The organism is Paraburkholderia aromaticivorans (genome assembly GCF_012689525.1).
Lineage (GTDB): Bacteria > Pseudomonadota > Gammaproteobacteria > Burkholderiales > Burkholderiaceae > Paraburkholderia > Paraburkholderia aromaticivorans_A.
In genome coordinates this window covers 2,403,396-2,427,866 of the sequence record NZ_CP051515.1, presented here as the reverse complement: position 1 = coordinate 2,427,866, position 24,471 = coordinate 2,403,396, and the positions used below count along the sequence as shown (strand labels likewise).

At 62.9% G+C, this 24,471-nt stretch carries 18 protein-coding genes and 1 pseudogene; 5 read left to right on the top strand and 14 right to left on the bottom strand.

Annotated features, from left to right (window positions below):
* Positions 1–42 precede the first annotated feature (42 nt).
* The gene (locus HF916_RS22685; RefSeq protein WP_168791037.1) at positions 43–993 is read left to right on the top strand and encodes a VOC family protein; all 951 of its coding nucleotides are present in this window, start codon (positions 43–45) and stop codon (positions 991–993) included.
* Positions 994–995: 2 nt separating this feature from the next.
* Complete coding sequence (locus HF916_RS22680; RefSeq protein ID WP_168791036.1) at positions 996–1,880, top strand: fumarylacetoacetate hydrolase family protein; 885 nt, start codon at positions 996–998, stop codon at positions 1,878–1,880.
* A 117-nt stretch (positions 1,881–1,997) separates the two neighbouring features.
* On the opposite strand, the gene HF916_RS22675 is transcribed toward HF916_RS22680, so the two are convergent.
* The 3 genes from HF916_RS22675 to HF916_RS22665 form a co-directional block, all read right to left on the bottom strand.
* Positions 1,998–3,272, bottom strand: a complete 1,275-nt coding sequence (locus tag HF916_RS22675; RefSeq protein WP_240975471.1) for an MFS transporter — start codon at positions 3,270–3,272, stop codon at positions 1,998–2,000.
* A gap of 242 nt (positions 3,273–3,514) precedes the next feature.
* On the bottom strand, positions 3,515–4,369 hold the full coding sequence (locus HF916_RS22670) for an SDR family oxidoreductase (protein WP_168791034.1): 855 nt from the start codon (positions 4,367–4,369) through the stop codon (positions 3,515–3,517).
* Positions 4,370–4,494: 125 nt separating this feature from the next.
* Positions 4,495–6,060, bottom strand: coding sequence for a DHA2 family efflux MFS transporter permease subunit (locus HF916_RS22665; RefSeq protein WP_168791033.1), 1,566 nt, complete (start codon positions 6,058–6,060; stop codon positions 4,495–4,497).
* A 115-nt stretch (positions 6,061–6,175) separates the two neighbouring features.
* Between HF916_RS22665 and HF916_RS22660 the strand changes: the two are divergent.
* Positions 6,176–6,598: pseudogene (locus HF916_RS22660) on the top strand (MarR family winged helix-turn-helix transcriptional regulator); the annotation flags it as partial.
* Positions 6,599–6,647: 49 nt separating this feature from the next.
* Here the strand turns inward: HF916_RS22660 and HF916_RS22655 are convergent.
* From HF916_RS22655 to HF916_RS22620, 8 genes are all read right to left on the bottom strand, one after another.
* Entirely contained in the window at positions 6,648–7,439 is a 792-nt protein-coding gene (locus HF916_RS22655; protein ID WP_206001843.1) for an alpha/beta fold hydrolase, read from the bottom strand.
* Positions 7,436–8,293: an SDR family NAD(P)-dependent oxidoreductase gene (locus HF916_RS22650; protein WP_168791031.1), complete on the bottom strand. Its 858-nt coding sequence runs from the start codon at positions 8,291–8,293 to the stop codon at positions 7,436–7,438. The genes HF916_RS22655 and HF916_RS22650 overlap by 4 nt, the downstream gene beginning before the upstream one ends.
* A gap of 4 nt (positions 8,294–8,297) precedes the next feature.
* Positions 8,298–9,125, bottom strand: coding sequence for an enoyl-CoA hydratase/isomerase family protein (locus tag HF916_RS22645; protein ID WP_168791030.1), 828 nt, complete (start codon positions 9,123–9,125; stop codon positions 8,298–8,300).
* The gene (locus HF916_RS22640) at positions 9,126–10,103 is read right to left on the bottom strand and encodes a lactoylglutathione lyase (RefSeq protein ID WP_168791029.1); all 978 of its coding nucleotides are present in this window, start codon (positions 10,101–10,103) and stop codon (positions 9,126–9,128) included. It abuts the gene before it with no gap.
* Between the two features lie 39 nt (positions 10,104–10,142).
* Positions 10,143–12,650: an efflux RND transporter permease subunit gene (locus tag HF916_RS22635; RefSeq protein WP_168791028.1), complete on the bottom strand. Its 2,508-nt coding sequence runs from the start codon at positions 12,648–12,650 to the stop codon at positions 10,143–10,145.
* A gap of 31 nt (positions 12,651–12,681) precedes the next feature.
* Entirely contained in the window at positions 12,682–13,809 is a 1,128-nt protein-coding gene (locus tag HF916_RS22630) for a WD40/YVTN/BNR-like repeat-containing protein (RefSeq protein WP_168791027.1), read from the bottom strand.
* Between the two features lie 122 nt (positions 13,810–13,931).
* Entirely contained in the window at positions 13,932–15,299 is a 1,368-nt protein-coding gene (locus HF916_RS22625; RefSeq protein ID WP_168791026.1) for a DUF1329 domain-containing protein, read from the bottom strand.
* Positions 15,300–15,405: 106 nt separating this feature from the next.
* Positions 15,406–17,106: a DUF1302 domain-containing protein gene (locus HF916_RS22620; protein ID WP_168791025.1), complete on the bottom strand. Its 1,701-nt coding sequence runs from the start codon at positions 17,104–17,106 to the stop codon at positions 15,406–15,408.
* A gap of 654 nt (positions 17,107–17,760) precedes the next feature.
* Here HF916_RS22620 and HF916_RS22615 point away from each other — a divergent pair.
* Together HF916_RS22615 and HF916_RS22610 are read left to right on the top strand one after the other, a co-directional pair.
* Entirely contained in the window at positions 17,761–19,386 is a 1,626-nt protein-coding gene (locus HF916_RS22615; protein ID WP_206001842.1) for a GMC family oxidoreductase, read from the top strand.
* A gap of 58 nt (positions 19,387–19,444) precedes the next feature.
* The gene (locus tag HF916_RS22610) at positions 19,445–20,956 is read left to right on the top strand and encodes an aldehyde dehydrogenase family protein (protein WP_168791024.1); all 1,512 of its coding nucleotides are present in this window, start codon (positions 19,445–19,447) and stop codon (positions 20,954–20,956) included.
* Between the two features lie 171 nt (positions 20,957–21,127).
* Here the strand turns inward: HF916_RS22610 and HF916_RS22605 are convergent, their stop codons facing one another.
* From HF916_RS22605 to HF916_RS22595, 3 genes are all read right to left on the bottom strand, one after another.
* Complete coding sequence (locus HF916_RS22605) at positions 21,128–22,051, bottom strand: ATP adenylyltransferase family protein (protein ID WP_168791023.1); 924 nt, start codon at positions 22,049–22,051, stop codon at positions 21,128–21,130.
* A 49-nt stretch (positions 22,052–22,100) separates the two neighbouring features.
* A complete protein-coding gene (locus HF916_RS22600; protein ID WP_168791022.1) occupies positions 22,101–22,586 on the bottom strand; it encodes an adenosine-specific kinase in 486 nt (161 codons plus the stop codon).
* 118 nt (positions 22,587–22,704) lie between these two features.
* The gene (locus HF916_RS22595) at positions 22,705–24,381 is read right to left on the bottom strand and encodes a 3-(methylthio)propionyl-CoA ligase (RefSeq protein WP_168791021.1); all 1,677 of its coding nucleotides are present in this window, start codon (positions 24,379–24,381) and stop codon (positions 22,705–22,707) included.
* Positions 24,382–24,471 lie beyond the last annotated feature (90 nt).

Below are 24,471 nucleotides of genomic sequence, written 5' to 3'. Positions count from 1 at the left end.
AGCGCCAGGCATGCCTGACAGATCACTATTTCAGGAGACGTCGTGGATATTATCGGCATCGGCTATCTCGGCTTCGAGACGGCCAACATGGACGAGTGGCGCACCTACGGGCCCGAAGTGCTGGGTCTGCAAATCGGCGCATCGCCGGAAGCGGATCGCGATTCACTGTACTTCCGCATGGACGACCGGCGGCACCGCTTTGCATTCCATCCCGGCAAGGTCGACCGGCTCGCGTATATCGGCTGGGAAGCGCGTGGCAAGCTCGAATTTCAGGCGGCTGTGGCGCGGCTGCGCGAGGCGGGTGTCGAAGTGACCCAAGGCGATGCGGAACTGCGCGGCGTGCGTGACGTGGTGCGTTTTCGCGATCCGGTCGGCTATCAGCACGAACTGTTCTACTCGCAAAAATGGATGCCGCGCTCGTTCATCCCGGGCCGTCCGCACGGCGGCTTCAATGCCGGCGCGCGCGGCCTTGGCCATATCGTGGTGATCACGCCGGAATTCCCGCCGGAGCTGGAGCACTTCCTGACTGTGGTGATGGGCTTTCACTACTACGGCGCGGGAGCGGGCAAGGGCAAAACCGCGTTCTATCGCTCGAAACTGAACACGAGCACCAGCCACGATATTGCCTACGGACTTGGGCCAAACAAGATGGGCATTCAGCACATCGGCCTCTTCGTGAACAATCTTCGTGACGTGGGCGAAACCTACGACATCGTCAAACAACGCAAGCTGCCGATGATGATGACGCTCGGCCAGCACACGCAAGATCCGCACGTGTCGTTCTATCACTTCTCGCCGGGCGGCTTTGCGTTCGAGATCATCACTGAACTCGAGCCGTGGCACGGCGACGGATTCGAACTGAATCCGGAAAAACTGAGTACGTGGGGTCACGAACTGGTCGGCCCGATTCTTGGCCCGAGTGTGCGCACGCCGGAAGAAGTGATGGATGCCGAAGGTCTTGCGATTCTCGCTGCCCAACGTCAGCGGACCTAGCCATGAAGCTCGCGAGAGTCCGCGACGCGGCGGGCGAGAGTTTCTGGGCCCAGGTCGACGAAAGCGCGCGCGAGGTGCAGCGCATTCGTGCGCCATTCGAAGTGTGGGCGCCGGTGGTCGCGGAGCAGGGCGGTGCGGCGCTCGAACTCGATGCGCGCCGCTTACCGCTCGCCGAATTGCAGTTGTGTCCGCCGGTGAATCCCGGGGCGCGGGTGTTCGGCGTCGGCCTGAACTATTTGTCGCATCTGGTGCGGCTCGGCCGCAAACAGGCGCCGCCGCATACGCTCGCCTATATCAAGCCCGCATCGGCGCTGGTGCCGCCGGGCGGCGAGATTCAATACCCCGCCGTCACGAATCAGCTCGACTATGAAGTCGAGCTGGTCGCAGTCGTCGCGCGTGCGTTCGGCGACGAACCGCAGGCGAGCGCCTGTCTGCTCGGCTATACGGTCGGCAACGACATCAGCGCGCGCGATGCCGGCAAGCAACTCGGCTCGCTCGATCTGTTCACGCAAAAAGCGCTGGATAGCACCGCGCCGATCGGCCCGTGGATCACTACGCTCGATGAGTTCGGTGGCCCTGGCCAGCCATGCGTGACGCTGAGTTTGCGCATCAACGGCGAGGAGCGTCAGCACGATACGACCGACCAGATGATTTTTCCGGTCGACGAGTTGCTGAACTATGTGGATGCACGCATTGCGTTGCGGCCGGGGGATCTGGTCTTTACCGGCTCGACGTGCGGCGTAGGGCTCGAAGATGGCCGCTTCCTGCAGCCAGGGGACGTGATCGAAGCGCAGATCGAGCGCATCGGCGTGCTGCGGAATCGAATCGGCGCAAAACGCGTGCTCTCGCCGATGCGTGCGATCGGCAGATTGGGGCGTGGTGAATAAACAGGTTAGATTGACATCCGCGATTGGGGGATGCCAATGGCAAGCGTGAATCGCTCACCATACGCACCAGAGTCACACGGCGGCTGAGCACTCACGCTCCGCCGCCGTTTTCGTTGTTTACCGACGCTGCTGCGCAGCGTGCAAAGCGGCAAGCGTGCGCGCATACGGCTTCACGCCCGAGCCGATCAACCACAATCCGAACAGCGCGGCGGGCGCCGCCGTGCACGCCAGTGCATAGGGCAAAGCGCCGTCGTGATGAAAGACGTGATCGGTGACGAGCGCAACGGCGGTCGGCCCAAGACCAATACCAAGCAATCCCGCCAACAGCAGATACACGGCAATCGCCTGGCCGCGCATCCGGTTGGGCACGACCGCCTGGATCGCTGCGGGCGCCGCCGACTGCGCAATGCCGAGACCGAACACGCTGACGAACAACAGCGCGAATGCAAGGCGCGCATCCGGCATCAGCGGCCATAGTACGCACGGTAGGGTGAACACCGCTGAGCCGAGCAGCGCGACCCGAAAACGTGCCGCCGTTACGCCGCGCTCGCTCCATGCATCGCTGAGAAAACCGCATACGAGCGTGCCGCCCGCACCGGCAATGGCAATGATCAGGCCGAGCAAGGGCCCGGAACGTGAAGGCGGCATACCGAAGCTGCGTTCGAACAACGCAGGCGCCCAGGCAAGCGCGCCATAGCCGATGATCGACAGCAGGGCCGGATAAGTCAGCACGCGGGCAAACGTAGTCGCATGCAGGCGTAGATAACGCACGAAATCACCGACAGAAGCGTGCTCGCCCGCCTCGATGCCGGTACCCGTCAGGGTCATTTCCTGGCGCGCGGGTTCGCGCACCGTCACGAGCAACAGCAAGGCGAGCGGGACGGCGGGCAGCGCGGCCGCCACAAACGCGAGGCGCCATGCCGGCACGCTGCCGAAACCGGGAATCGCCAGACCGTGCGACGGAATCTCCGCCAGCAACCAGCCGCCGAGCAGCAATGACGCGCCTGAGCCGATGGCAATCGAAACGTAATAGACAGCGATTGCCCGGCCACGCTGCGTCGGCGCAAAGTAGTCGGCGATCAGAGAATAGGCAGCCGGCGCGAGCACGGCCTCGCCGATTCCGACGCCGACCCGCGCAAGTAGCAGATGCATATAACTCTGGCCGAAGGCGAATAGCGCAGTGGCCACGCCCCAGAACAGCAGTGCGACGAAGATCAGATTGCGGCGGTTGCGGCGATCGACGAGACGGCCGAGCGGCAACCCGGCCAGCGTGTAAAAGATCGCGAAGGCATAGCCTTGCAGCAAGCTGAACGCCGTATCCGAGATGCCGAACTCTTTGCGCAAAGGACGCACCAGCAGGGCGGGCAGTTGACGGTCGAGTTGAGACAGCAAAGTGGCCGCGAAAAGAACGGCGATGACGTACCACGCGTATCGGGCCGAGGGATAGCTTGACGTTGTACCTGTTGCCGTCGCAGAAGACGAGGCGTGGTGCGTCCGTGGCGTTAAAGCAGTGGGCAAAGCGGAACTCCTGAGGCAGATGGACAACCGCCCGCGCGAGGCGGGCGGTGTCATACGTCATGGAATGCAGCGTGCTGAAAACGTGCGCCGCGAAAGCGCGCTAGTTTGCCGCCCGCTTACTGGTCGACCACAGCCTCGCCGCGCGCTTTCACCGCTTCATAGAAGTCGCGTTTGAGCGTCGGATAGTAGGCGATCTGCCCGCCCATGCCGCCGGCGATATCGATCGATGCCGCGCTGATGAAACTCGCGTAATCGCTCGATAGAAACAGCGCCATGCCCGCGACGTCTTCCGGCTTGCCGAAGCGGCCGATCGGCACGACCTTCAGCACCATCTGGTCGAACTCCTCGCGTGTGCAGCCGGGCGGCATCTCGCGATAGTGGCGGTCCCATTGGCCCGTGTCGATCCAGCCCATGTTCAAGGTATTGACGAGAATGTTGTCTTTCGCGAGTGACATGCCGAGCGATTTCGACATCGCCACACAGGCCGCGCGATTGACGACCGACGGAATACCATCCGGCGTCGGCACCACGCCCGCCAGCGCATTGATCTCGATGATGCGCCCCCAGCGCTGCTTGCGCATATGCGGCACGACCGCCTGCACGAATCGGAAATGCCCCATTTGCAGGATGTTGGCGTGTTCGAGGATCTGTTCCGGCGTCAGCGTTTCGAGGTTGCCGCCGCGGCCCTGGCCGGCATTGTTGATCAGCACGTCGACGCCGCCCCAGCTTTGCGCCACGTGTTCGACGAACTGTTTGACGCCCGCGGTATCGGTCACGTCGACTGAGTGCGCAATCACGGCCGAAGCGCCGCGAGCTTTCAAGTCTTCCGCCACCGCTTCGACGTCGGCACTGGTGCGCGCGCAAATGGCGACGCGCGCGCCTTCGGCTGCGAAAGCCCGCGCGATTGCACGGCCGATGCCGCGTGATGCGCCGGTGACGATCACGCGCTTGCTGCTCAAGTCGATTTGCATATGTCTCCTCATGTCGGGCGCGAGGATAGGCGGCCCGCTGAATGGTGTCTGGTTTTTATAATCTAAACAGAAATGCAATAAATGTACAGATAAACCTTTTCGATTCCAGGTATTCACGTGGCCGGTTAGTCCATCGCGACATGAGCGTCGGCGGGTGTGGCGCTCGAATGACGGGCGGGGCGGATGATCGCCAGCAACGGAATCACCAGCAAGGTGGCGATGAACATCAGCTTGAAGTCGTCGATATACGCGATCATCGAGGCTTGCTGAGTGATCTGCATGTCCAGCAGCGCGATAGCGCCTGGCGAATGCAGATCGACCTGGCTCTGCACCACAGGTTCGTACACCGACACATGCGTGGCCAGCGATGCGTGCACCACCTGGGTATTGCGCGTGATGAAGGTCTGGACCACCGAAATGCCGATACTGCTGCCAATGTTGCGCATCAGGCTGTAGATCGCGGTGCCGTCGCTGCGCAGATCGCCGGACAGCGTGGAGAAGGTGACGGAACTGAGCGGCACGAACACGAGGCCGAGGCCGAAACCTTGCACCACGCCCGGCCAGACAATGTCCGATGGCGACAGCACCAGCGTGTAATGCGTCATCTGCCACAACGCGAACGCCGAGATCAGAAAGCCGGTCACGAGCAGCACGCGCACGTCGAAACGGCCGATCAGCCGGCCCACCACCATCATGGCGATCATCGTGCCGATGCCGCTCGGCGCGCTGACGAAGCCGGCGGTGGCGGCGTCGTAATTCATCAGTGATTGCAGCATCGGTGGCAATAGCGCGCGCGTGGCGTACATCACTGCGCCCACCACGAAGATGAAGAACACACCCGTCACGAAGTTGCGGTCCTTCAACAACTGATAGCGAAAGAAAGAACGTGGCCCCGCGGTCGCCGTATGGGCAATGAAGAAAGCGAAACTGATGACGGCGAGTAGCGCTTCGACGCGAATTTCCATTGAACTGAACCAGTCCAGTTGCTCGCCGCGATCGAGTAACGCCTGCAATGCGCCGACGGCCAGGCTGAGCGTGGCGAAGCCGAAAAAATCGAAACGCTCGCCGAACTTGCGGCGGTTTTCCGGCAGGTAGGCGAGGGTGCCGAACAACGCGAATGCGCCGACCGGCAGATTGATGAAGAACACCCAGCGCCAGTTATAGCTTTCGGTGAGCCAGCCACCGAGCGTAGGCCCGAGAATCGGACCCACCATGACGCCCATGCCCCATACGGCCATCGCCTGGCCTTGCTTTTCGCGTGGATTGATATCGAGCAGGATCGACTGCGACAAGGGCACCAGTGACGCGCCGAAGATCCCTTGCAGCAAGCGCGCGATGATGATTTGCGGCAACGAATCCGCGAGTCCACATAGCCCCGAGGCGATCGTGAAGCCCGTGATCGACGCGGCCAGCAGATGCTTGACACCGAAGCGGGTGGCGAGCCAGCCGGTGAGGGGCGTGGCGATCGCAGCGGAAACGATATACGAGGTCAGCACCCAGGTGATCTCGTCCTGCGAGGCGGACAGCGCGCCCTGCATGTGCGGCAGCGCCACGTTGGCGATCGTGCTGTCGAGTGATTGCATCAGCGTGGCCAGCATGATCGACACGGTGATGAGCGGTCGGTTGAGCCCGGCGCCGGGTTGCAGCGGCTGGGCGGGTGCCGTGGAATGTCCTGCCAAATGTCCTGCCATAGCGTAGAGGTCTCAGTCGCGTTGCGCGCAAAAATGATAAGCGTGCTTATTGTAATTGAGACAGATATCGCCGTCATGTTCACATTTGACCAGATCGACTCGTATAATCGCCGGCATGGAAAACGGCTACGACAATCGCTTGGGCTTTTTGATCACGGACGCGGGCCGGCTGTGCGGCCGGCTTTTCGACGAGCGAGCCAAAGCTCGTCTTGGCTTGACGCGCGCGCAGAGCCGCGTGCTCGCTTATCTGTCCTGGTACGGCGAGACGAATCAGGCGAGGCTTGCCGAGACGCTCGAGATTTCGCCGATTTCGTTGACGAGGCTGCTGGACAGGATGACCGAAGGCGGCTGGGTGGTGCGGGCGGCGGATGCGCAAGACCGGCGGGCTTACTGTGTGAAAGCGACCGGCAAGGCGCGGGCAGCGCTCGTCCACGTGCTGGACGTCGGGGACCGGGTTGCCGACGAAGCTTTAGCCGGCCTCGATGCTCACGAGCGTGAGATGCTGGTCGGCTTGTTGCATCGGATGAGGGCGAATCTGGCCCGGGCGTTGGCAAGCTGGGGCACGGAGCAAGCGCCCGACGTGACCCTCAACACCGGCTCAACAAAATCTCCGCCAGCTTCACCGGTTCGCTGATCATCGCGTTGTGACAGGTGTCCAGTTCGATGACTTCATCCACGCCGCCCAGATTGCCGATGAATTCGCGCTGCACCTTCGGCCGTAACGCGCGGTCGCGTTGCGTCAGCACCCAACTCATCGGCACGCGCGGGAATGTCGAACGATCGACCGGTTCGGTCGTCACCCGCGTGCTTTCGGCGCACAGGCCCGCCACCACGCGTTGTTTCTGTTCGCGCGTCATGCCGTTGGCGAACACCCAGCGAGCGATGAACGCGGGGAAGGGCGCGCTGACGGCCGTGCGCCGCGCAGCTCGCGAGGCGATCACGTTCATCGGCGCATGCAAGGTATCGAGCACGGTCTTGCCGTCCGGCGGGATGCAGCAGGCGATGAAAACCATCCGTTGCACGAGCGCGGCACCGAGCCGCGCCGCCACACCGGGCAACGTGATTCCCGCCATCGAGTGTCCGACCAGCATCACACGACTCGGCCGTGTCGCCTGAATCTGCGCGTTCACGCTCTCGACGCATTGCGCGATGGTCAGCGTTGCCAGATCGCCCGGTTCGTTGCCGTGGCCGGGCAGGTCGACGGCGAGTACCTGCGCTGAAGGATCAAGCGCGCGCAATGCGTCGACCGTTGGCTGCCAGCACGCGCCGCTATGCTGGCCACCGTGCACCAGCACGATGGTCGGCTTTCCGGCGGCTGGCGGCTTCGTGACTGAAGCATCGAAGCCCGGCTCCGCCTGCGGTGACGGCAGCGCGCTCAATATGCTTCTCTGCCGCGCGCCGCGAACAGCGCACGCATCGGCGCCAGCGTCGGCGCATGGCTCGTGAAGCCACCATCGACGGGCAGCGTCGCGCCGGTAATGAACGCGGCTTCGTCCGAAGCGAGAAAACACACCACGTCCGCCACATGCTTTGGTTCGCCGAGATAGGGCGTCAGGTGGCCGTCGAGAATCACCGCCTTGATGTCGTCGGGCAGCGGATGCGCGCCGCCGTTCTCCGCGACCACGAGCCCGATCTGGATCGTGTTCGAGCGGATGCCTTGTTTGCCGTACTGTGCGGCGATCGACTTGCTCAGAATCGTCAAGCCGGCCTTCGATGCCGCATACGCGCTCAAGGTGAAATCGCCCTGCGCGCCGAAACCAGACGACGCATGAATGATCGAGCCGCCGCCTACCTTCAGCATTGCGGGAATCGCGTGCTTCGAACACAACATCGGGCCGCGCAGATTGACCGCCATGGCGCGATCCCACGCTTCGACTTCGACGTTGCACACATCGCGGTCGCCGCTGCGTTGCGCGGCGTCGAGCACGGCCGCATTGTTGTGCAGGATGTCGATGCGGCCAAAGCGCTCCAGCACCGCCGCCACCATCGCCTTGACCTCGGCCTCGGACGAGACGTCGGTGCGCAGGCCCATCGCCCGTTCCCCGATCGACGCAGCCACCGCCACCGCCGCCTCTTCATCGATATCCACCACCGCCACTCGCGCGCCTTGCGCCGCGAGTCCGCGTGCGCAGGCCGCGCCGAGTCCGCCGCCCGCGCCGGTGACGATGGCCACCTTGCCTTCGAGCTTGCCCGTCGCCTGCGTGCCGCCGTTGCCTCCAATACCGCTGGTCATCTGCTCAGTCTCCAGTAAAAACAGGGGTGCGCTTTTCCTTGAAGGCCAGCGCTGCTTCCTTGACGTCGTCGCTCGGCGCGAGCAGCGCGAACAGATCGAGTTCGCGATCCAGCCCGCGGCGCAGGTCGAGTTCGAGCGCGGCGCGCGCGGCCTGCTTGACATAGATCGTCGCTGCCGGCGATTTCGCGGCGAGCCGGTCCGCCAGCATCTGCACTTCGGCGATCAGACTCTCGGGCGTCGCCGAGATACGCGTCACGAGGCCGATTTCCTTCGCTTGCTGCGCGCTCATCCGGTCGCCGGTCAGCAGCACGTCGAGCGCGCGGCCGTGGCCGACCACGCGCGCAAGACGCTGCGTGCCGCCGCCGCCGGGAATCAGGCCGAGGCCGGTTTCCGGCAGCGCAAGAACAGTATCGGGCGATGCGAAACGGATATCGCAGGCGAGCGCGATCTCCAGGCCGCCGCCCATGCAAAAGCCATGCAACGCCGCGAGCACAGGCTTCTGCACCTGATCGAGTGCTTCGATCCAGCGCGAGCGTTCCATGCGCCGCCGAACCTGCAGCGATGACTCGGGCCCGCGCTTTTCCTTGATGTCCGCGCCCGCGCAGAAACCGCGCGGGCCTTCGCCGCGCAGCACGATCACGTGGACGTCGGGATCGGCGTCGAGGAGTTGCAGCGCCTGCGGCACGCCACGGCGAATCTCGTCGTTGATCGCGTTGATCTGTTCCGGCCGGTTCAGCACGATCCACGCAGTTTTACCGCTGCGCTCGATGCGCACGGTGGGATTGATCGTCAGCCCATTCATGGTGGAAGTCCCCTCGTCGGTGGTCAGCATTTAGCGGGGCGCCTGAAATTCTTCGAACTCGAATAGCTGGCCGTCCAACTCGGCAGGGTGGATGCGAATCAGCGATCGGCCGCCCACGGCTTCGGACGATTCGACCCAGTCGAAGCCGATGCCACGCGCTTTCAATTCTTCGGCCTTCACTTGCAGGCCGTTCACCGCGATTCGCACGAAATACGGTCCCGGGCCCCAGCTATTCAGATAGCGACCGGCCTCGCCGTCCCAGCGGGTTGCCTCCAGCACGTCGAGCGACGCGCTGTTGGGCAGCGTGAAGCCCATCCGTGCGCGCCGGTAGCCTTCCCCGACCAGCGTCTCCACCGCGCCGGCCGGTTCCCAGTCGAGATTCGCCGAGCAACGGCGCAGCGTGTCATCCAGATCGCGCACGAGAAAGCCGCGCGCGGTGACGCGCACCAGTTGGCCCGGTTGCAGATCGCGTGGCTGCGGCGCGGGCGTCGCGAAAGTTTCCGGCGGCAGTTGCAGCGGCTCCATCGGCATGATCTCGATGCACAGGCCGCCGTCGACGGAAGGTTCGTACTCGGGGCGCTCGGGTGTCACGCCGACCCACAAACGGTCGAAGGGCATTTCCGGCGTGCGCTGCGCCATCCGGAAGGGCAGGCGGCGACGCATCAGGCGCTCGACCGTCTGCTCGAACTTCGGACCATGCGCGGCCACCACGATCGAATGCGTGAGGATCGGCCGATGCTTGCCTTGAAACGCTTCGAGGCTCTGCAGGAAATGATGAAACGACGGGTCGCCGGGGTTCGGGCGATCCAGATGCACTTGCGGCTCGACTCGCGTCGGCGCCACGGCCAGCGACTTGTGCACGCGCAGAAAATGGGCGATGTACGGATGGTTGCCGAACGCCTGGCGCCAGTTCGGATGTTTGTGAATCCCCAGCTTGTTGACCAGCAATTCGGTCATCCCGTCCGGGTCCGGAACCATCATGTCGGCGGTCATCAGCAGATCGAACATATTGGTGAATCTCCAAAAAGTGTTTGAATGGACGGCTTGTCAGGATGCCTGGCCGGTCACCGGCGCAGCGGCGCGCAGGCGGGTGGCCGAGGTGGCGTGAACCGCCGTTTGCTTGGCCTCGGCGGGCTCGCTGCCGGAGCCGCCGCGCAGGCGTTCGGCTTTCGGCCGCAGCAGGAAATAGGAGAGCGCCGGAATCAGCACGAGGGCGCCGACCATGTTCCACAGGAACATGAAGGTGAGCAGGATGCCCATGTCGGCCTGGAACTTGATCGGCGACCAGACCCACGTGACGACGCCGCCCGCGAGCGTGAAGCCGACCAGCATCACGACCTTGCCGGTGAACATCAGCGCGTCGCGGTAGGCCTCGCGCAGCGTAGCGCCGGCGCGTTGCCGCGCGAGTTGCACGGAGAGCAGATACAGCGCGTAGTCGACACCGATACCTACGCCGAGTGCGATCACCGGCAAGGTGGCGACCTTCACGCCGATGCCGAGCAGCACCATCAGCGCTTCGCACAATACCGAGGTGAGCATCAGCGGAATCAGCGCGACGACCACGGCGCGCCACGTGCGGAACGTGATGAAGCAGAGGATCGCCACCGACGCATACACCAGCAGCAGCATCTCGCGATTGGCCTGTTCGACGACGATATTGGTCGCGGCGTCGATGCCGGCCGAACCTGCGGCCAGCAGAAAGTGCCGATCGGGCGTGTCGTGCACGGCGGCGAAGTCGTTCACCACGTGCACCACGCGCGTCAGCGTCTCGGCCTTGTGGTCGCCCAGGAAGACCAGCAGCGGTGCCACCGTGCGGTCGGCATTGGTCAGCTCGGGCATGGCCACCACGACGTTCGAAAACGCGTCACCGGAGACAAACGGGTCACGATTCACTGTCAGCCATTTGGGCGAGCCTTCGAAGTTGCCGGCTGTGTATTGCCGCACCACGCCGGCCGCCGACACCGTGCCGCGCACGCCTTCGGTCTCGCGCAATTTCGCTTCGAGGCGATCCATTTCGGTCAGCGTCGGAAAGCTCTCCACGCCGCCGGCCGGCGTCTTGACGATCACGGCGAACACATCGCTCGACAGGTTGTAGTGCTGGTTGATGAAAGCGTTATCGCGGTTGTAGCGCGAGTTCGCTTTCAGTTCGGGGGCGCCGGAGTCGAGATCGCCCACCTGCAGGTGCGTGCTGATCGCCAGGCCGCCAATGAACAGCAGCAACGCGCCGACCATTGCGCCAATCGCCCATTTGCGGGTGGAAAAGCGGTCGAAGGCCTGATAGCTACGCACCACGAAGCCGCGCTTTGCGTGTGGATCGGCGCTCAGGCGAGCACGGCGCACCGCGGAGCGGCTCACGCCGGTGTACGACAGCAGCACTGGCAGCAGCACGAGGTTGGTGAAGATCAGCACGCCTACGCCGATGCTGGCCGCCAGCGCGAGGTTGCGGATCACGGGCACGTCGATGATCATCAACACCGCGAAGCCGACCACGTCCGCGAGGAGGGCGGTCAGGCCGGCGAGGAACAACCGCCGGAACGTATGGCGAGCGGCCGCATAGCGATGCACGCCGCGTGCGACGTCGCGGGTAATGCCGTTCATTTTCTGCGCGCCGTGCGACACGCCGATCGCGAACACAAGGAACGGCACGAGGATCGAATACGGATCGATCGAGAAACCGAGCCACTGCACGATGCCGAGTTGCCAGATCACCGCGGCGGCGGAACATAGCACGACCAGACCGGTGCTGCGCAGACAGCGCGTGTACGCATAGAGCGCGAGCGCGGCGATCAGGGCCGACACGCCGAAGTAGATCAGCACGCCGTCGAGGCCGTCGATCAGATCGCCCGCCAGCTTCGCGAAGCCGACGATGTGAATCTTGACGTTGCCGGTTTCGAGCGAGCGGACCTGTTTTTCCAGATCGTGCGAGAGCTCGCGGTAATTCAGCGGCGCACCGGTGGCCGGATCCTTGTCGAGCAGCGGCACGAACACGACGCTCGAACGCTCGTTGTTGGCGACCACCGAGCCGCCGATGCCGGCGCGCGCCACGTTGCGACGCAATTCGTCGAGGCTTTTCGCGGAGCCGTCGTAGGCTTCCGGCATCACCGGGCCGCCGCGAAAACCGTCCTCGGTGATTTCGGTCCAGCGCACCGAGGGCGTCCACAACGACTTCATGTAGGCGCGGTCCACGCCGCGCATCAGGAACACCTTGTCGTTGATCTTTTGCAGCGTGCGCAGATAGTCGGCGTCGTAGATCGAGCCGTTGGTGTTCTCGACCGAGATGCGCAGCGAGTTGCCGAGCGCACGCAATGACGCGGCATTGTCGAGATAGTTGCGCACGAACGGATGCGACTGCGGAATCATGTTCAGGAAGTTCGCGTTGACTTCCAGCCGCGTGGCGCGCGCGCCGAACAGCGCCGTCAACAGGACGCAGACGATCACGATGAGCGCGCGATGATTGAAAATCAGCCGCTCGACGGGACCGCCCGAGCGACGGTCGAACGGCTGCGCCGGTTGCGGTTGATCCTTCGCTGTCGACTGATCGTGGGGGTTATTCATGTTGAACACCTTTAGTGATACGATTCAATGCTCAGCGCCGCGCGCCGATCGCTTCGACACTCATGCCGCTCGACCCGCCGAGCGCCACGCGATCCGCGCCGTCCGCGGCAATGCCCGCGAACAGCATCGGCGTATCGGCCGAAACGCGCTGGAACACACCGCTGACCGGATCGGCGACCAGCAGCATCGCGCGGCTGCCGCAAATCACGATGCGGCCGTCGCCGAGCACGGTGGCGCCGTTCAGAGTGGAATCGGTGCCGGTGTCGGCCTTTTGCCAACTGCCGCCCTGGTCGGTGCTTTGATAAACCGTGCCGCGCAGACCGAACGCAAAGAGCCGCTTCTCATTGCCGACAATGCCGAAGAAGCTGCCCGTGTAGCCCGATTGCAGCCGTTTGAATTGACCGCTCGCGCGATCGAGCCTGAATACCGTGCCACGCTCGCCGGCGATATACACCTCGCCGCCGACGCCGCGAATCGCGTTCAGGTTCAGAAAGTCTGGGTTGTCGATATGTTCAAGGCCCGGTTGCCACGTCTTGCCGCCATCGCTCGTGACCGCGAACGAGCCGAACGAGCCGACCGCGTAGCCATGGCTTGCGTCGTCGAACCAGACGTCGAGGTAGGGCAGTGAAGGGCCGGCCTTGGCGTTGTTTTCTTCCTGCTTCAGATAGCTCTGCCAGGCCGCGACATTTGCATCGCCTCGCGCAACGGCGGCGCGGTAGTAGGCGACGAAGCGCTCGTTGGAGACGCGTCCGTCGAGCTGTTTGGTCCAGCTCGTGCCGCCGTTCGATGTGTGCAGAATCACGCCGTCGTGGCCGACCGCCCAGCCTTCGGCAGCCGTGGGAAAGGTGATGGCCGTTAGATCGCTTTGCACGGGGCTCGCAACCTGACGCCAGTGATGCCCGTGGTCGTCAGATACGACGATCACGCCGCGCTGCCCCACGCCGACGAGGCGCTGACCCGCGCTCGCCACCGCCGTCATGGGGCGGGTGGCTGGTGAGACGGCGGTTTCGGCGGGCGCGTCGAGCGGATCGATAAAGCGTGTTGCGCTCGCTGTCTGAGGTCCGGCGCCAGTCGCCGCGGCAAACGCCGGCGGGCACGCGAGTGCCGCAACGAGCGCGGTAACACTCGCCGTCATGTATTGCACTGACCGGAAAGTCATGGGTAAGTCTCCGCGGACACTGGTTGACAAGTTGTCGTCAAAACTCTTGATGAAAATGCATCATCGAATTCAGCGGCGCGCCGGCCGGACCGACTCCGTCCAGTCAGCGCGCCTGAACCGCTTTAGCGCACGCCCGCGCTTTGCAACGCTTGCGGCGTGTAGTACGCCTGATTCGGCAGTTCGTCGTACGGGATCATGTGGGTGACCGGATCGCCCTGGTCCGCGATCACCGCGTAGTTGCCCTTGGTCAGGTCGTAGACCACCTGGATCGGTTGGCCGACGCGCGGCTTGTCGTAAGGAATGATGTCCAGCGTATAGGAGGTGCGGTAGAGCGCATTGCTCTGGTCGTACGCGTCATACGCCACGATCAGCCACGTGTCTTCGTCGATGTAGTACGTGCGATGGCTGTAGACATCACGCTGACCCGTCTTGAGGGTCGCCTCGACCACCCACACCCGGTGCTTTTCCCAGCGCACGACATCCGGATTGGCGAACTTGTCGCCCACCAGATTCGGCGACTGATATGCGCGATAGTTGTTGTACGGCACGATGATTTCCTTCTCGCCCGCCAGCTTGAAATCAAAGCGGTCCATGCGCCCCTGGAAGCCGCCGATTTCGTCGAACAGCAGCGTGCCGCCGATACCGGCCATCGGTGTGTCGTATTTCAGTTCGGGCGCCACGCGCACGCGCCGCTGGCCCGGCATGTAGATCCAGGTGGTGTCGTCCTGGTCGCCGTTATTGGAGCTGTATTTCGCCAGATACAACTGGCCGACCTGCGAAGCCGGTCCGAAGAAGTTCGTGTAGGTCAGGCGGAAATACGCGTCGTTCAATTTGCTCGCGTTGCGGTCGTAGAACGGATAGATGAACTTGGATTCCTGATCGCCCATCAGCGTCTTGTGACCCGCTTCGTCGACAAAAATGGTGCGGAAGCGGAAGTCGGTGCGCACGCCCTGGTAGCGCATGTTCTGATTCCACATCACCTCGTAGCCGTCTTTCGGAATCGGGAACGGAATGCAACCGAACGCGCCTTCCACGCCGTCACCCTTGATCTTGCCGACAAGCTTGGCAGTGGTCGCGCAGCCCACCGTATTCTTCAGCACCCAGTCCGGATAAGCCATGGTGCGGCGCGTCTTGTACACGTCGACGCGAAAGCCCGGGAAGCGGTCGAGCAACGCCTTGGTGCCGGGCGTCAGTTCGTCGGCGTACTTGGCCTGATTCGCCTTAGTGATCGATTCGACCAGCTTGTCTTCCTTGAACGGATCGGGATAGCGGCCGCTGCCAGGTTTGAAATCGGCGGGGACCGTGAGGTCCTTCACGCCGCCCGCGTAAGCGGGGATCGAACCGTCCTCGTTGCCGGCTTTCTTCGCGCCGAATTCGGTGAGCTTGCCGCCGCCCAGCTCTTTGGCTTCGTCGGCGCTGACCGCCGCGAGCACGGGCCCACTGGCGGCGACTGCCGTCGCCATCGTTGCCAGTACCATTGCGAGTTTCATGCTTGTCTCCAGAATATGTGTCAGAAAAACCAGTTGGTGCGAAACGGCTTTTTATCCGGCGCCCGTGAAGGCGTCCGTGACAGAAAGCGGGCGCGACCGTCGCCCGTCAGAATGAAGAAGAAAACGTGAGCGAAACCCAATTCTTGTCGTTATAGAAAGTCGGACCGTTGCCCGTTGCGTAATACGAAGGACCGCCGCTCGGCAAACCGTTGGCGAGACCGAAGTTGGTCTGGCCGCCTGCGTGCGAGTGATAGCCGTTGTATTGCAGCGTGACGTTGTATTTGTTCTGAATCAGCGCGTGCAAGCCGAAGGTGTAGATCATCGAGCCTTGATTGGTGCCGCCCAGACTCGGCGTGTTGCCCCACAGGCCGTACTGGAGGAACATCGGCGCGTCGATGTCGACGCCCGGAAACACCTGCAGCCATTGCGGATCGAACTGCACGGCCAGCGCAACCGAATTGTTGGTGGAGCAACCGGCCCACTTGCTGCCGGTCGGACATTCGGCCGAGTTGTCCACGCCGCTATAGAGCGCGCCGTTGCTGGTGGTCTTGACCTTCTGCGTGAAGGTGATTTCGCCCAGCGCGCTGCCGGTGTTCCAGAACGGCGTGCGCGACAAGCCCGCCAGCACGTTGCCGATCACGTTGACGACGTCGCCGCGCGCACCTTGCTGGCCGCTCAGGTCGCTCGCCAGCGGGCCGGTGCCGCTGTTCAGCGCGGTGTTATGCCGGTAGGACACTTCGAAGCCCGTGCTGAAGTCGCCGATCTGGCGGTCGAGGCTCATGCCGTACAACTTCACATTCGAGCCATAGGCGAGGTGATAGTTGGCCGCGCCGGTTGTCGGATTCACGCCGAGCAGCACCCACGGCTGCGTTTCCGTGAGATTGCGGTAGTAGAAGCCGAACGTGCCGCCGAGCCATTGCGGAGCCCACGTGACTTTGGCGCCGTAGTCGTTGTGAAAACCGTTGTTCGGCATCACGTCGTTCCCGCGGGGCACCGAGCCCTGCAGCAGATTCGGCCCCTGGAAGCCGAAGCCGACCGTGCCGAGATACGTGCCGCCTTCCGGCAGACGGGTCGGCATGTATTCGGCGAAATACTGCGCGGCGAGTCCGACCGTCGGCGTGAGTTGAGTTTCGAACAGGATCTGGGCGCGCGGAATCGCGAGCTCCTTCGCCTGCGTGCCGGGCGACGCGGCGCCCTTGATGTTGTCCGAGGCGTTCTGACCGTAGTTGATGCCTTCATTGCCGAAGATCAGCGCATTGCCCCAGTACTGAGTCAAGCGCCCGACCTTGATTGCGCTGGGCTGGCCGTTGATCTCGAACTTGTAGAACACGAACGCATCCAGCAGGTCAGCGCCTTGCTGGTAATAGCGCTCGGTATAGCTGCTGTAGTGATTGCCGCTGTACGAATTCAGGCTCGAATAAGGCACGCCCGGATAAGCCATGCCTGGATTGTTGTTCACGCCGCCGCCGTACGCGAAGTCCTTCCAGAGCGAAGCGCTCACGCGGAAACCGAACTTGTCCTGATAGATCGCATCGAGTTCGGTCAGGTCGGACACGCGGTTCGTGACGATGTCGCCGGCGTGCTTGAACTTGTAGTCCGATTCGCTGTAGAGCGGGTTATTGCCGATCGAGTCATTGATGCCCTGCGCACGCATGCCCAGGTTGTAGCTGATCGTGTTGTCCCAGTTGATGTTCAGATCGGGGTTCGAGCTGAGTTGCACGGCGCCGGCCGTGGCAGCCCAGCATCCCAGAGCCATCGCAATACCGAGGCTCATCCGGTTTTTCTCGAATCTGGCGCAGCTGCTCATTCCCTTCATCTCCTTGTCTCCGTGGCTCCCTGGTGGGGCTGGGTTTTTCTTTGACGCTGGCGACGGCACGGTGCTGCTGGCCTCGTGGGTTCCACGCTGCCGCCCAGGGAATTAGACACAGTGTTCAACTCTGTGCAGTCTGCTCGTCGGGACTTTTTGGATTCACCTGGATTCGGAATTGAATTCTATAGATAGAATTTTGGCTCCGATTCTCTCGTTTTCCCTTATTCGAAACAAAAACACAGAAGATGTTCATATCCATGCTGTCGACGAGGACAAGATCCGATAGGGTGCAGGATCAGGTCGCGACGGGCTGAGCACGGCCCGGCGCATGGCACCGGGGGTTTCGACGCGTGGAATAGCCGGCTGGGACTGAAATGAAGGGTGGGATTGCATGCTTGACTATCGGGAGATAACGCTGGCCAGTCGGACCGTCCACTGGCTGTTTCTTAAATTGATCACCAGAATCGAACCTGTTCAACTTATCCGCTATCAGGGGTTACCCGGCCTTTCGGGCGTCGATCATAGGCACTATCCAGAGATACCCTGGAGGCAGGGGCAAATAAGAGACACATTTTAAATATGTGTTCATAATCTCTCGAAAATTGGCTGCGGCGTTCGAAAGCGCAACGCCGTCGGCGACGGACAAAACCCGTGAACTCGTCACAGGAAGAATCGATGGCTTTTCGTGAGCATTACGACTATGTGATTGTCGGAGCAGGCTCGGCGGGCTGTGTGCTGGCCAATCGTTTGTCGGCGGATTCGGGCGTATCCGTGCTGCTGCTCGAAAGTGGACCGCCGGATCGCAGCGCGCTGATTCACATGCCGCGCGGCATCGGCAAGATACTGAGCCCGGGCGGCCCGCTCGTCTGGAGCTATCGGGCCACCCAGCGCAGCGGCGGCGGCTCGGAAGACTGGTTGAAAGGGCGCACGCTCGGCGGCTCGAGTTCGGTCAACGGCATGGTGTATCTGCGCGGCCATCCGCAGGATTACGACGACTGGGAAGCGGCGGGTTGCACCGGCTGGGGCTGGGCCGACATGGGCCGTTGCTTCAAGAACATGGAAGATCACGAACTCGGCGAGGCGCAATGGCGCGGTGCCGGCGGTCCGCTGAAAGTGTCGATGCATCCATCGGGCGATCCGCTTTGCGAGGCGGTGATCGAGGCGGCAGGGCAGAGCGGCGTGCCGCGCGTCGGGGATATCAATGGCGCGGCGGATGCGGCGATCGGCTACCAGCCGCGAACCATCTGGCGCGGGCGCCGCTGGAGCGCGGCCAAGGCGTTTCTCGATCCCGTACGCGGTCGTGCAAATCTCGACATCCGCACCGGGGTCGAGGTCGAGCGGATCAATTTCAGCGGCAAGCGCGCCACGGGGGTGTCGCTGCGCACGGCCGAGGGCGCCGTGCTGACGGTCAATGCCCGCCAGGAAGTGCTAGTGAGCGCGGGCGCGTTGAACTCGCCAAAGTTGCTTCAGCTCTCAGGTATCGGCGACGGCAAGCAATTGCGCGAACTCGGCATCGAGGTGGTGGCCGACGTGCCCGCAGTAGGCCGCAACCTGCGCGAACACCGGCCGGTGATGCTGAGCGCGCGCGTCACGGGCGGCAGTCTGAACCGCCAGTTTCGCGGCTGGCCGCTTGTCGCCAACATGTTCCGCTACCAGTTGCGTGGCGCGGGCCCGATGACACATGCGGCACACGAGGTCTGCGCGTTCGTCAAAACCAATCCGGAGCTGACGCGCCCGAACGCGGAGATCGGCGTCGGTCTGTATTCGCTGACCGTGAAGGATGGCAAGATCGCGATCGATACGCAACCCGGCATGACCTGGGTGGCCTATCTGACCCATCCCCAGAGCCTGGGCAGTGTAAGCATCACGTCGGCGGATCCCGCTGCGCCGCTCGCTATCGACGCCAACTATCTCGACACCGAACAGGACCGCCGCCACAGCGTGGAGCTGATCCGGCTGATTCGCAGCATGCTGCGCCAGCCGGCGCTCGGTGGTCATTTCACCGAGGAGACCGCGCCGGGTCCCGCCTTCACGTCCGATGAGGAACTGGTCGACGCGTACTTCAAATTCGGTTCGACCGCCTTTCACGTATCAGGCACTTGCCAGATGGGCAACAGCGACGCCGCAGTTGTCGATACCACACTGCGGGTGCGCGGCGTGGAACGCTTGCGCGTGGTCGATACGTCGATCATGCCGACGCTGATCGCGGGCAATACCAATGCGCCGGCCATGGCGATCGGCATGCGCGCGGCTGAACTAATACTCGGCGAGCAATGACGGTGGCCGTGTTGCCACGGCTATCGCCATCTGACAGAGACTTGGACGGAGACATCGAATGAATGATTTTGCGGCACTGCCGAAGCAATTTACCGAACAGACGCGGCTCTTTATCGGCGGCGCGTGGGTCACGCCGCACAGCGGCGAGCGTGAAGCCATACTGAATCCGGCCACCGAGGAGGTGATCGGCGAAGCGCCGGTTGGCGGACTGGTCGAAGCCGAAGCAGCGCTCGCCGCCGCGCGTGAAGCATTCGACCGCGGGCCGTGGCCGGGCATGTCGCCAGCCGAGCGCGCCGGCTTCATGCGGCGCATGCATGCCGCGTTGCTCGCGCGGGCCGATCGCATCAAGGCGTTGCAGATCGTCGAAGCCGGGGCAACGCGCGCACTGGCCGAAACCATGATGTTCGCGTCGCCGATGAAGATCGTCGAAACCGCGATCGAGCGCTCGCTGAATCAAACAGCCCGCCATCTGCCGATTACGACCGCGCTCAATCCTTTCGATCCAGCGGGTGCGCAACTGATCGGCAGTGGCGTCGTGGTGCGTGAAGCGATCGGCGTGGTGTCGGCGATCACGCCGTTCAACGCACCATTTCTCACCAACCTTGCCAAGCTGTTTCCGGCTTTGCTGGCCGGTAATACGGTCGTGCTCAAACCGTCGCCGCACACGCCGTTTTCCGCGCTGCTGTTCGGCGAGGCGGCTCAGGAAGCAGGCTTGCCGAGCGGCGTGCTGAACATCGTCACCGGCAATGCCGACGTCGCGCAGATGATGACCGCGGATGCGCGCGTCGATATGGTGACGTTCACGGGTTCGGAGCAGGTGGGAGCGGCGATTCTTGCGCAAGGCGCGCCGACCATCAAGAAGACGTTGCTCGAACTCGGCGGGAAGTCGGCGCTGATCGTCCGGGAAGATGCCGATGTGCAGAAAGCGGCGATGGAGGGCGTGTTTCAGGTGTCGACGCATTGTGGCCAAGGCTGTGCATTAGCCACACGTCATATCGTGCACAACGCCATTCGTCCCGCGTATGTCGAAACCATGCGCGCGATAGCACAGCAGTTGAGCGTTGGCGATCCGGCGGCGGCAGGCACCGTGGTCGGACCGTTGATCCGGGAAGCGGCGCGTAGCCGCGTCGAACGCTTCGTGCAACAGGGGCAGGACGAGGGCGCGCGGCTCGTGGCCGGGGGACGGCGGCCGGCGCATCTGGATAAAGGGTTTTTCTACGACGTGACGATTTTCGACGGCGTGACGAACGATATGTCGATCGCCCAGGAGGAGATCTTCGGTCCAGTGGCCAGCGTGATCGGCTTCGATAGTGACGAAGAAGCGGTGCGGATTGCCAATGACAGTCGATATGGCCTGTATGGCGGCATTCATTCGCGCGACCCGGCGAAGGCTTATGACATGGCGCTGCGTTTGCGCACCGGCGGTGTGGTGATCAACGGTGGCCTGTATTCGTTGATGGACGCGCCGTTTGGTGGATATAAGCGGTCCGGGCTTGGGCGTGAATTCGGAGAGAAGTGGCTGGATGAATATACGCAGGAGAAGTCGGTGCTGTTCCGGATCGGGGTTTGATCTCGACAAATCCCCGCTCGCGCTTGTGCCGAGGCGGAGCGGGATCTCTCACTTTGCTGTTGTCGATAGCGCTTCTGCAAAGTGCGGACTTAGGGCTCGCGCACTTTGCGCCGCAACTCCTCGCAACCCAACCTTGGCAGCATTAGTGCACTCACAATAGGTGTGGACGCGCTATCGCCGAGCGCTAGCGGGCATCGTGACGCGCTGCAGCGCGGCCATCGGGCCGAGCCGCTCGATCGCTTTCATCTGCGCCGCGTCGCGCACGAAGAGCGACCCGGCGAATCCCAGTGCGTTGATCGATACGCCCTCGACACGCTCTTCTGACCTCGGCACGAGCAGCATCCATCGGCGTGTAACGAGCAGGTTGTATGGCGCCGATTGATGAAGTTCACCGCTGACCTCGACTGGTCGGACGCCGGCGGCTTCGAGCAGTGCGCGATAGCAGGAGAGGACCGGCTGCGCCGCATCCACGGAGATCGCGGCGCCGGGCTCGAGACGCGCGAACGCATGCCGGAATGGCAGGCCTGGTACGGTTTGCGCCAGACCATCGAGGAGCGTGGTTGCCAGAATGGACTCGATGGGGACCGGCGGTTCAGAGTCGCCCAGCGGCAACGGCACGATTTGCAGATGCTTGTGCGCCTGACTCGCGCCCGCGGCCGCGCCTGCATTGTAGAAACCGATGCCGTCGAACTCGGCCATGCAGGCAATCAGCGACTCGAAGTCGGCCAGGTCGAGGAGCGCGTCCTGCGCTTCAAAATCACGGGTAACGATCAGCAGATGATTGTCGATGACATTGAACTTGTTGAGCAAGGCCAGATGCGTGTCTGAGATATCGGCAACAAAGAGATCCGGCTCGTAGGGCAGGAATGGATTCGCCAATGGGCGCTCCCCCTCATGAAGCTTTTGCGTTTGCCGGCGCTGCTGCTCCTTGCGGGTCAGGCTCGACACCTGCCGCACGACAAAGCGGATGCCGCCGCTTTCGATCACCGCCTGAACGGTCTCGATCTGCTGCAGCGCGCCGCAGCGCAGCGCGTGCTCCGCCTGGCGCAGCATGGCAGGCCACAGGGTTCCCGGTGCAAGGCGTCGATTTTCCATGGTTCGTTGGGGAGATAAATTCGTGATTGAGCACGATCGTCGATTGCTGCTAAAGCTTGTAACCGATCGTGCGCAACAGATCCTTGCGCCATTGCACGTCCTCCTCGTTTTCGACGCCGAGCGGCGAGAATCCGTCGATCACGCCGACGATGCCACGGCCCTGGTCCGTTTCGGCGATCAACACCTCGACGGGGTTCGCTGTCGCACAGAAGATCCGGCATACCTCGGGCACTGCTTTGATCGCGTTCAGCACGTTGACCGGGTAAAAGCCGTCCCCCAGAAAAACAAGGAAGCTGTGGCCGGCGGCGACGCTCATCGCGTTTTTGCAAGCCATCTCGACCATGCCCTCATCGGTGCCGGACCGGCGTACGAGGCGCTTGCCGGAAGCCTCGCAAAATGCCAGGCCGAACTTGATGCCCGGCACGGTGCCGACCATTGCCTCGTGAATATCCTCGACGGATTTGATGAAATGGGTTTGCCCGAGGATGAAGTTAGTCGTTTCGGGCTTGACGATTGTGACGGCGGACAATTGCATAGCGGACCTCATTTCGTTGCGACAGCACAGAGGTAAAGACGCGCAGAGCGCCGGCAATTCTGACTTCGGAGATTCGCGCCAGCCAGTCCACTGCTTTACCGCATCTTCCAGGCTAGTACTAACCGCCCGTCGGCCGAGCGGTCAAGGGACAGTTCTGAACTTTGCGTGCCGTCGGCAATACGTAATCGCGGAACTGCTCGCGCAACTTCAGCTTATGCAGCTTTCCGGTTGCGGTGTGCGGCAACTCGTCGACGAAGACGACATCGTCGGGGATCCACCACTTGGCGACCTTGCCTTCGTAGAATCCACGCAACTCGTCCTGGGTCACATCGCTATCGGGACGCTTGACGACCACCAGCAGCGGCCGCTCCGACCACATGGGATGCGCGCAGGCAATGCACGCCGCTTCCGCCACCGCGGGATGGGCGACCGCCACGTTCTCGATGTCGATCGAACTGATCCACTCGCAGCCGGACTTGATCAGGTCCTTGCTGCGATCGGTGATGCGCATGAAGCCGTCGCGATCGATCGTGGCGACGTCACCGGTCGGAAACCAGCCATCGACGAGCGGCGACGCATCGTGGCGGAAATAGCGGTCGATCACCCACGGCCCGCGCACATGCAGATCGCCGAACGCGACGCCGTCCCACGGCAATTCGCGCCCGCCGTCGCCGATAATCTTCATGTCGACCCCGTACATCACATGTCCCTGCTTCTCGAGCAGCCTGCGCTGCTCGTCGGGCGAGCGCTGCGTCTGCTCCCAGTTGAGTCTTGCAAGCGTACCGAGCGGCGACATCTCCGTCATGCCCCACCCGTGGATGGCCTCGACGCCGTAGTCGTCCTTGAACATTCTGAGCATCGCGGGCGGGCACGCCGAGCCGCCGATTATCGTGCGCTCCAGCGACGAGAACCGCACGCCCGCTTCGCGCACGTAGTTGAGCAGCCCGAGCCACACGGTCGGCACGCCCGCCGAACACGTGACGCGTTCGGCTTCCATCAGCTCGTAGAGCGACTTGCCGTCGAGGTCCTTGCCGGGGAAGACCAGCTTCGCGCCAGTTAGCGGCGCGGCATGCGGAATGCCCCACGCGTTCACATGGAACATCGGCACGACGGGCAGCACGGAATCGCGCGCGGACAGGCCCATCGCATCGGGCAGCGATGCGCCTAACGCATGCAGCACAGTGGAGCGATGCGAATACAGCGTGCCCTTCGGATTGCCCGTCGTGCCCGACGTGTAGCAAAGATTCGATGCGCTTCGCTCGTCGATGAGCGGCCAGTCGAAATCACCGTCCTTCGCCATGAGCAACGCTTCGTAGCTCGATGCGGCCGTCGACATGCGTGGCCTATGCGCGTCGTCCGTCATTGCAATCCAGCCGAGCACGTTTGGGCATTGCGGCGCAAGCATGTCGACGAGCGGCGCGAACGTGATGTCGAACAGTACATAGCTGTCGTCGGCGTGATTGACGATATAGGCGATCTGGTCGGGAAAGAGCCGCGGATTGATCGTGTGGCAGATGGCGCCGAAGCCTGTTGTGCCGTAGTACGTCTCCAGGTGCCGGTAGCCGTTCCATGCGAGCGTGCCGATCCGGTCGCCCGCTTCGACGCCAAGCGCGATCAGCGCCTGCGCCAGTTGCTTCGCGCGCCGCTCGCAGTCGCGATACGTGTAGCGATGCACGTCGCCCTCGATGCGCTTCGACACGATCTCCGTCGTGCCGAAGTGACGCGACGCATGCGCCAGCAACGAAGAAACCATCAGCGGCACGTCCATCATCTGTCCATGCAGCGGTGTCGTCATAGCCGCGTCTCCCTGCTGTTGTCAACGCTTCCTTTGGCACTCGAAGGCTGACTATCCGTGCTCGAATTGACCGGCTGATGCTTCGATTGG

Coding starts and splice junctions, on each gene's coding strand:
- HF916_RS22680 (WP_168791036.1), top strand. CDS start 996: ATGAAGCTCGCGAGAGTCCGCGACGCGGCGGGCGAGAGTTTCTGGGCC.
- HF916_RS22670 (WP_168791034.1), bottom strand. CDS start 4,369: ATGCAAATCGACTTGAGCAGCAAGCGCGTGATCGTCACCGGCGCATCA.
- HF916_RS22665 (WP_168791033.1), bottom strand. CDS start 6,060: ATGGCAGGACATTTGGCAGGACATTCCACGGCACCCGCCCAGCCGCTG.
- HF916_RS22650 (WP_168791031.1), bottom strand. CDS start 8,293: ATGACCAGCGGTATTGGAGGCAACGGCGGCACGCAGGCGACGGGCAAG.
- HF916_RS22645 (WP_168791030.1), bottom strand. CDS start 9,125: ATGCTGACCACCGACGAGGGGACTTCCACCATGAATGGGCTGACGATC.
- HF916_RS22640 (WP_168791029.1), bottom strand. CDS start 10,103: ATGTTCGATCTGCTGATGACCGCCGACATGATGGTTCCGGACCCGGAC.
- HF916_RS22635 (WP_168791028.1), bottom strand. CDS start 12,650: ATGAATAACCCCCACGATCAGTCGACAGCGAAGGATCAACCGCAACCG.
- HF916_RS22630 (WP_168791027.1), bottom strand. CDS start 13,809: ATGACTTTCCGGTCAGTGCAATACATGACGGCGAGTGTTACCGCGCTC.
- HF916_RS22625 (WP_168791026.1), bottom strand. CDS start 15,299: ATGAAACTCGCAATGGTACTGGCAACGATGGCGACGGCAGTCGCCGCC.
- HF916_RS22620 (WP_168791025.1), bottom strand. CDS start 17,106: ATGAGCAGCTGCGCCAGATTCGAGAAAAACCGGATGAGCCTCGGTATT.
- HF916_RS22610 (WP_168791024.1), top strand. CDS start 19,445: ATGAATGATTTTGCGGCACTGCCGAAGCAATTTACCGAACAGACGCGG.
- HF916_RS22605 (WP_168791023.1), bottom strand. CDS start 22,051: ATGGAAAATCGACGCCTTGCACCGGGAACCCTGTGGCCTGCCATGCTG.
- HF916_RS22600 (WP_168791022.1), bottom strand. CDS start 22,586: ATGCAATTGTCCGCCGTCACAATCGTCAAGCCCGAAACGACTAACTTC.
- HF916_RS22595 (WP_168791021.1), bottom strand. CDS start 24,381: ATGACGACACCGCTGCATGGACAGATGATGGACGTGCCGCTGATGGTT.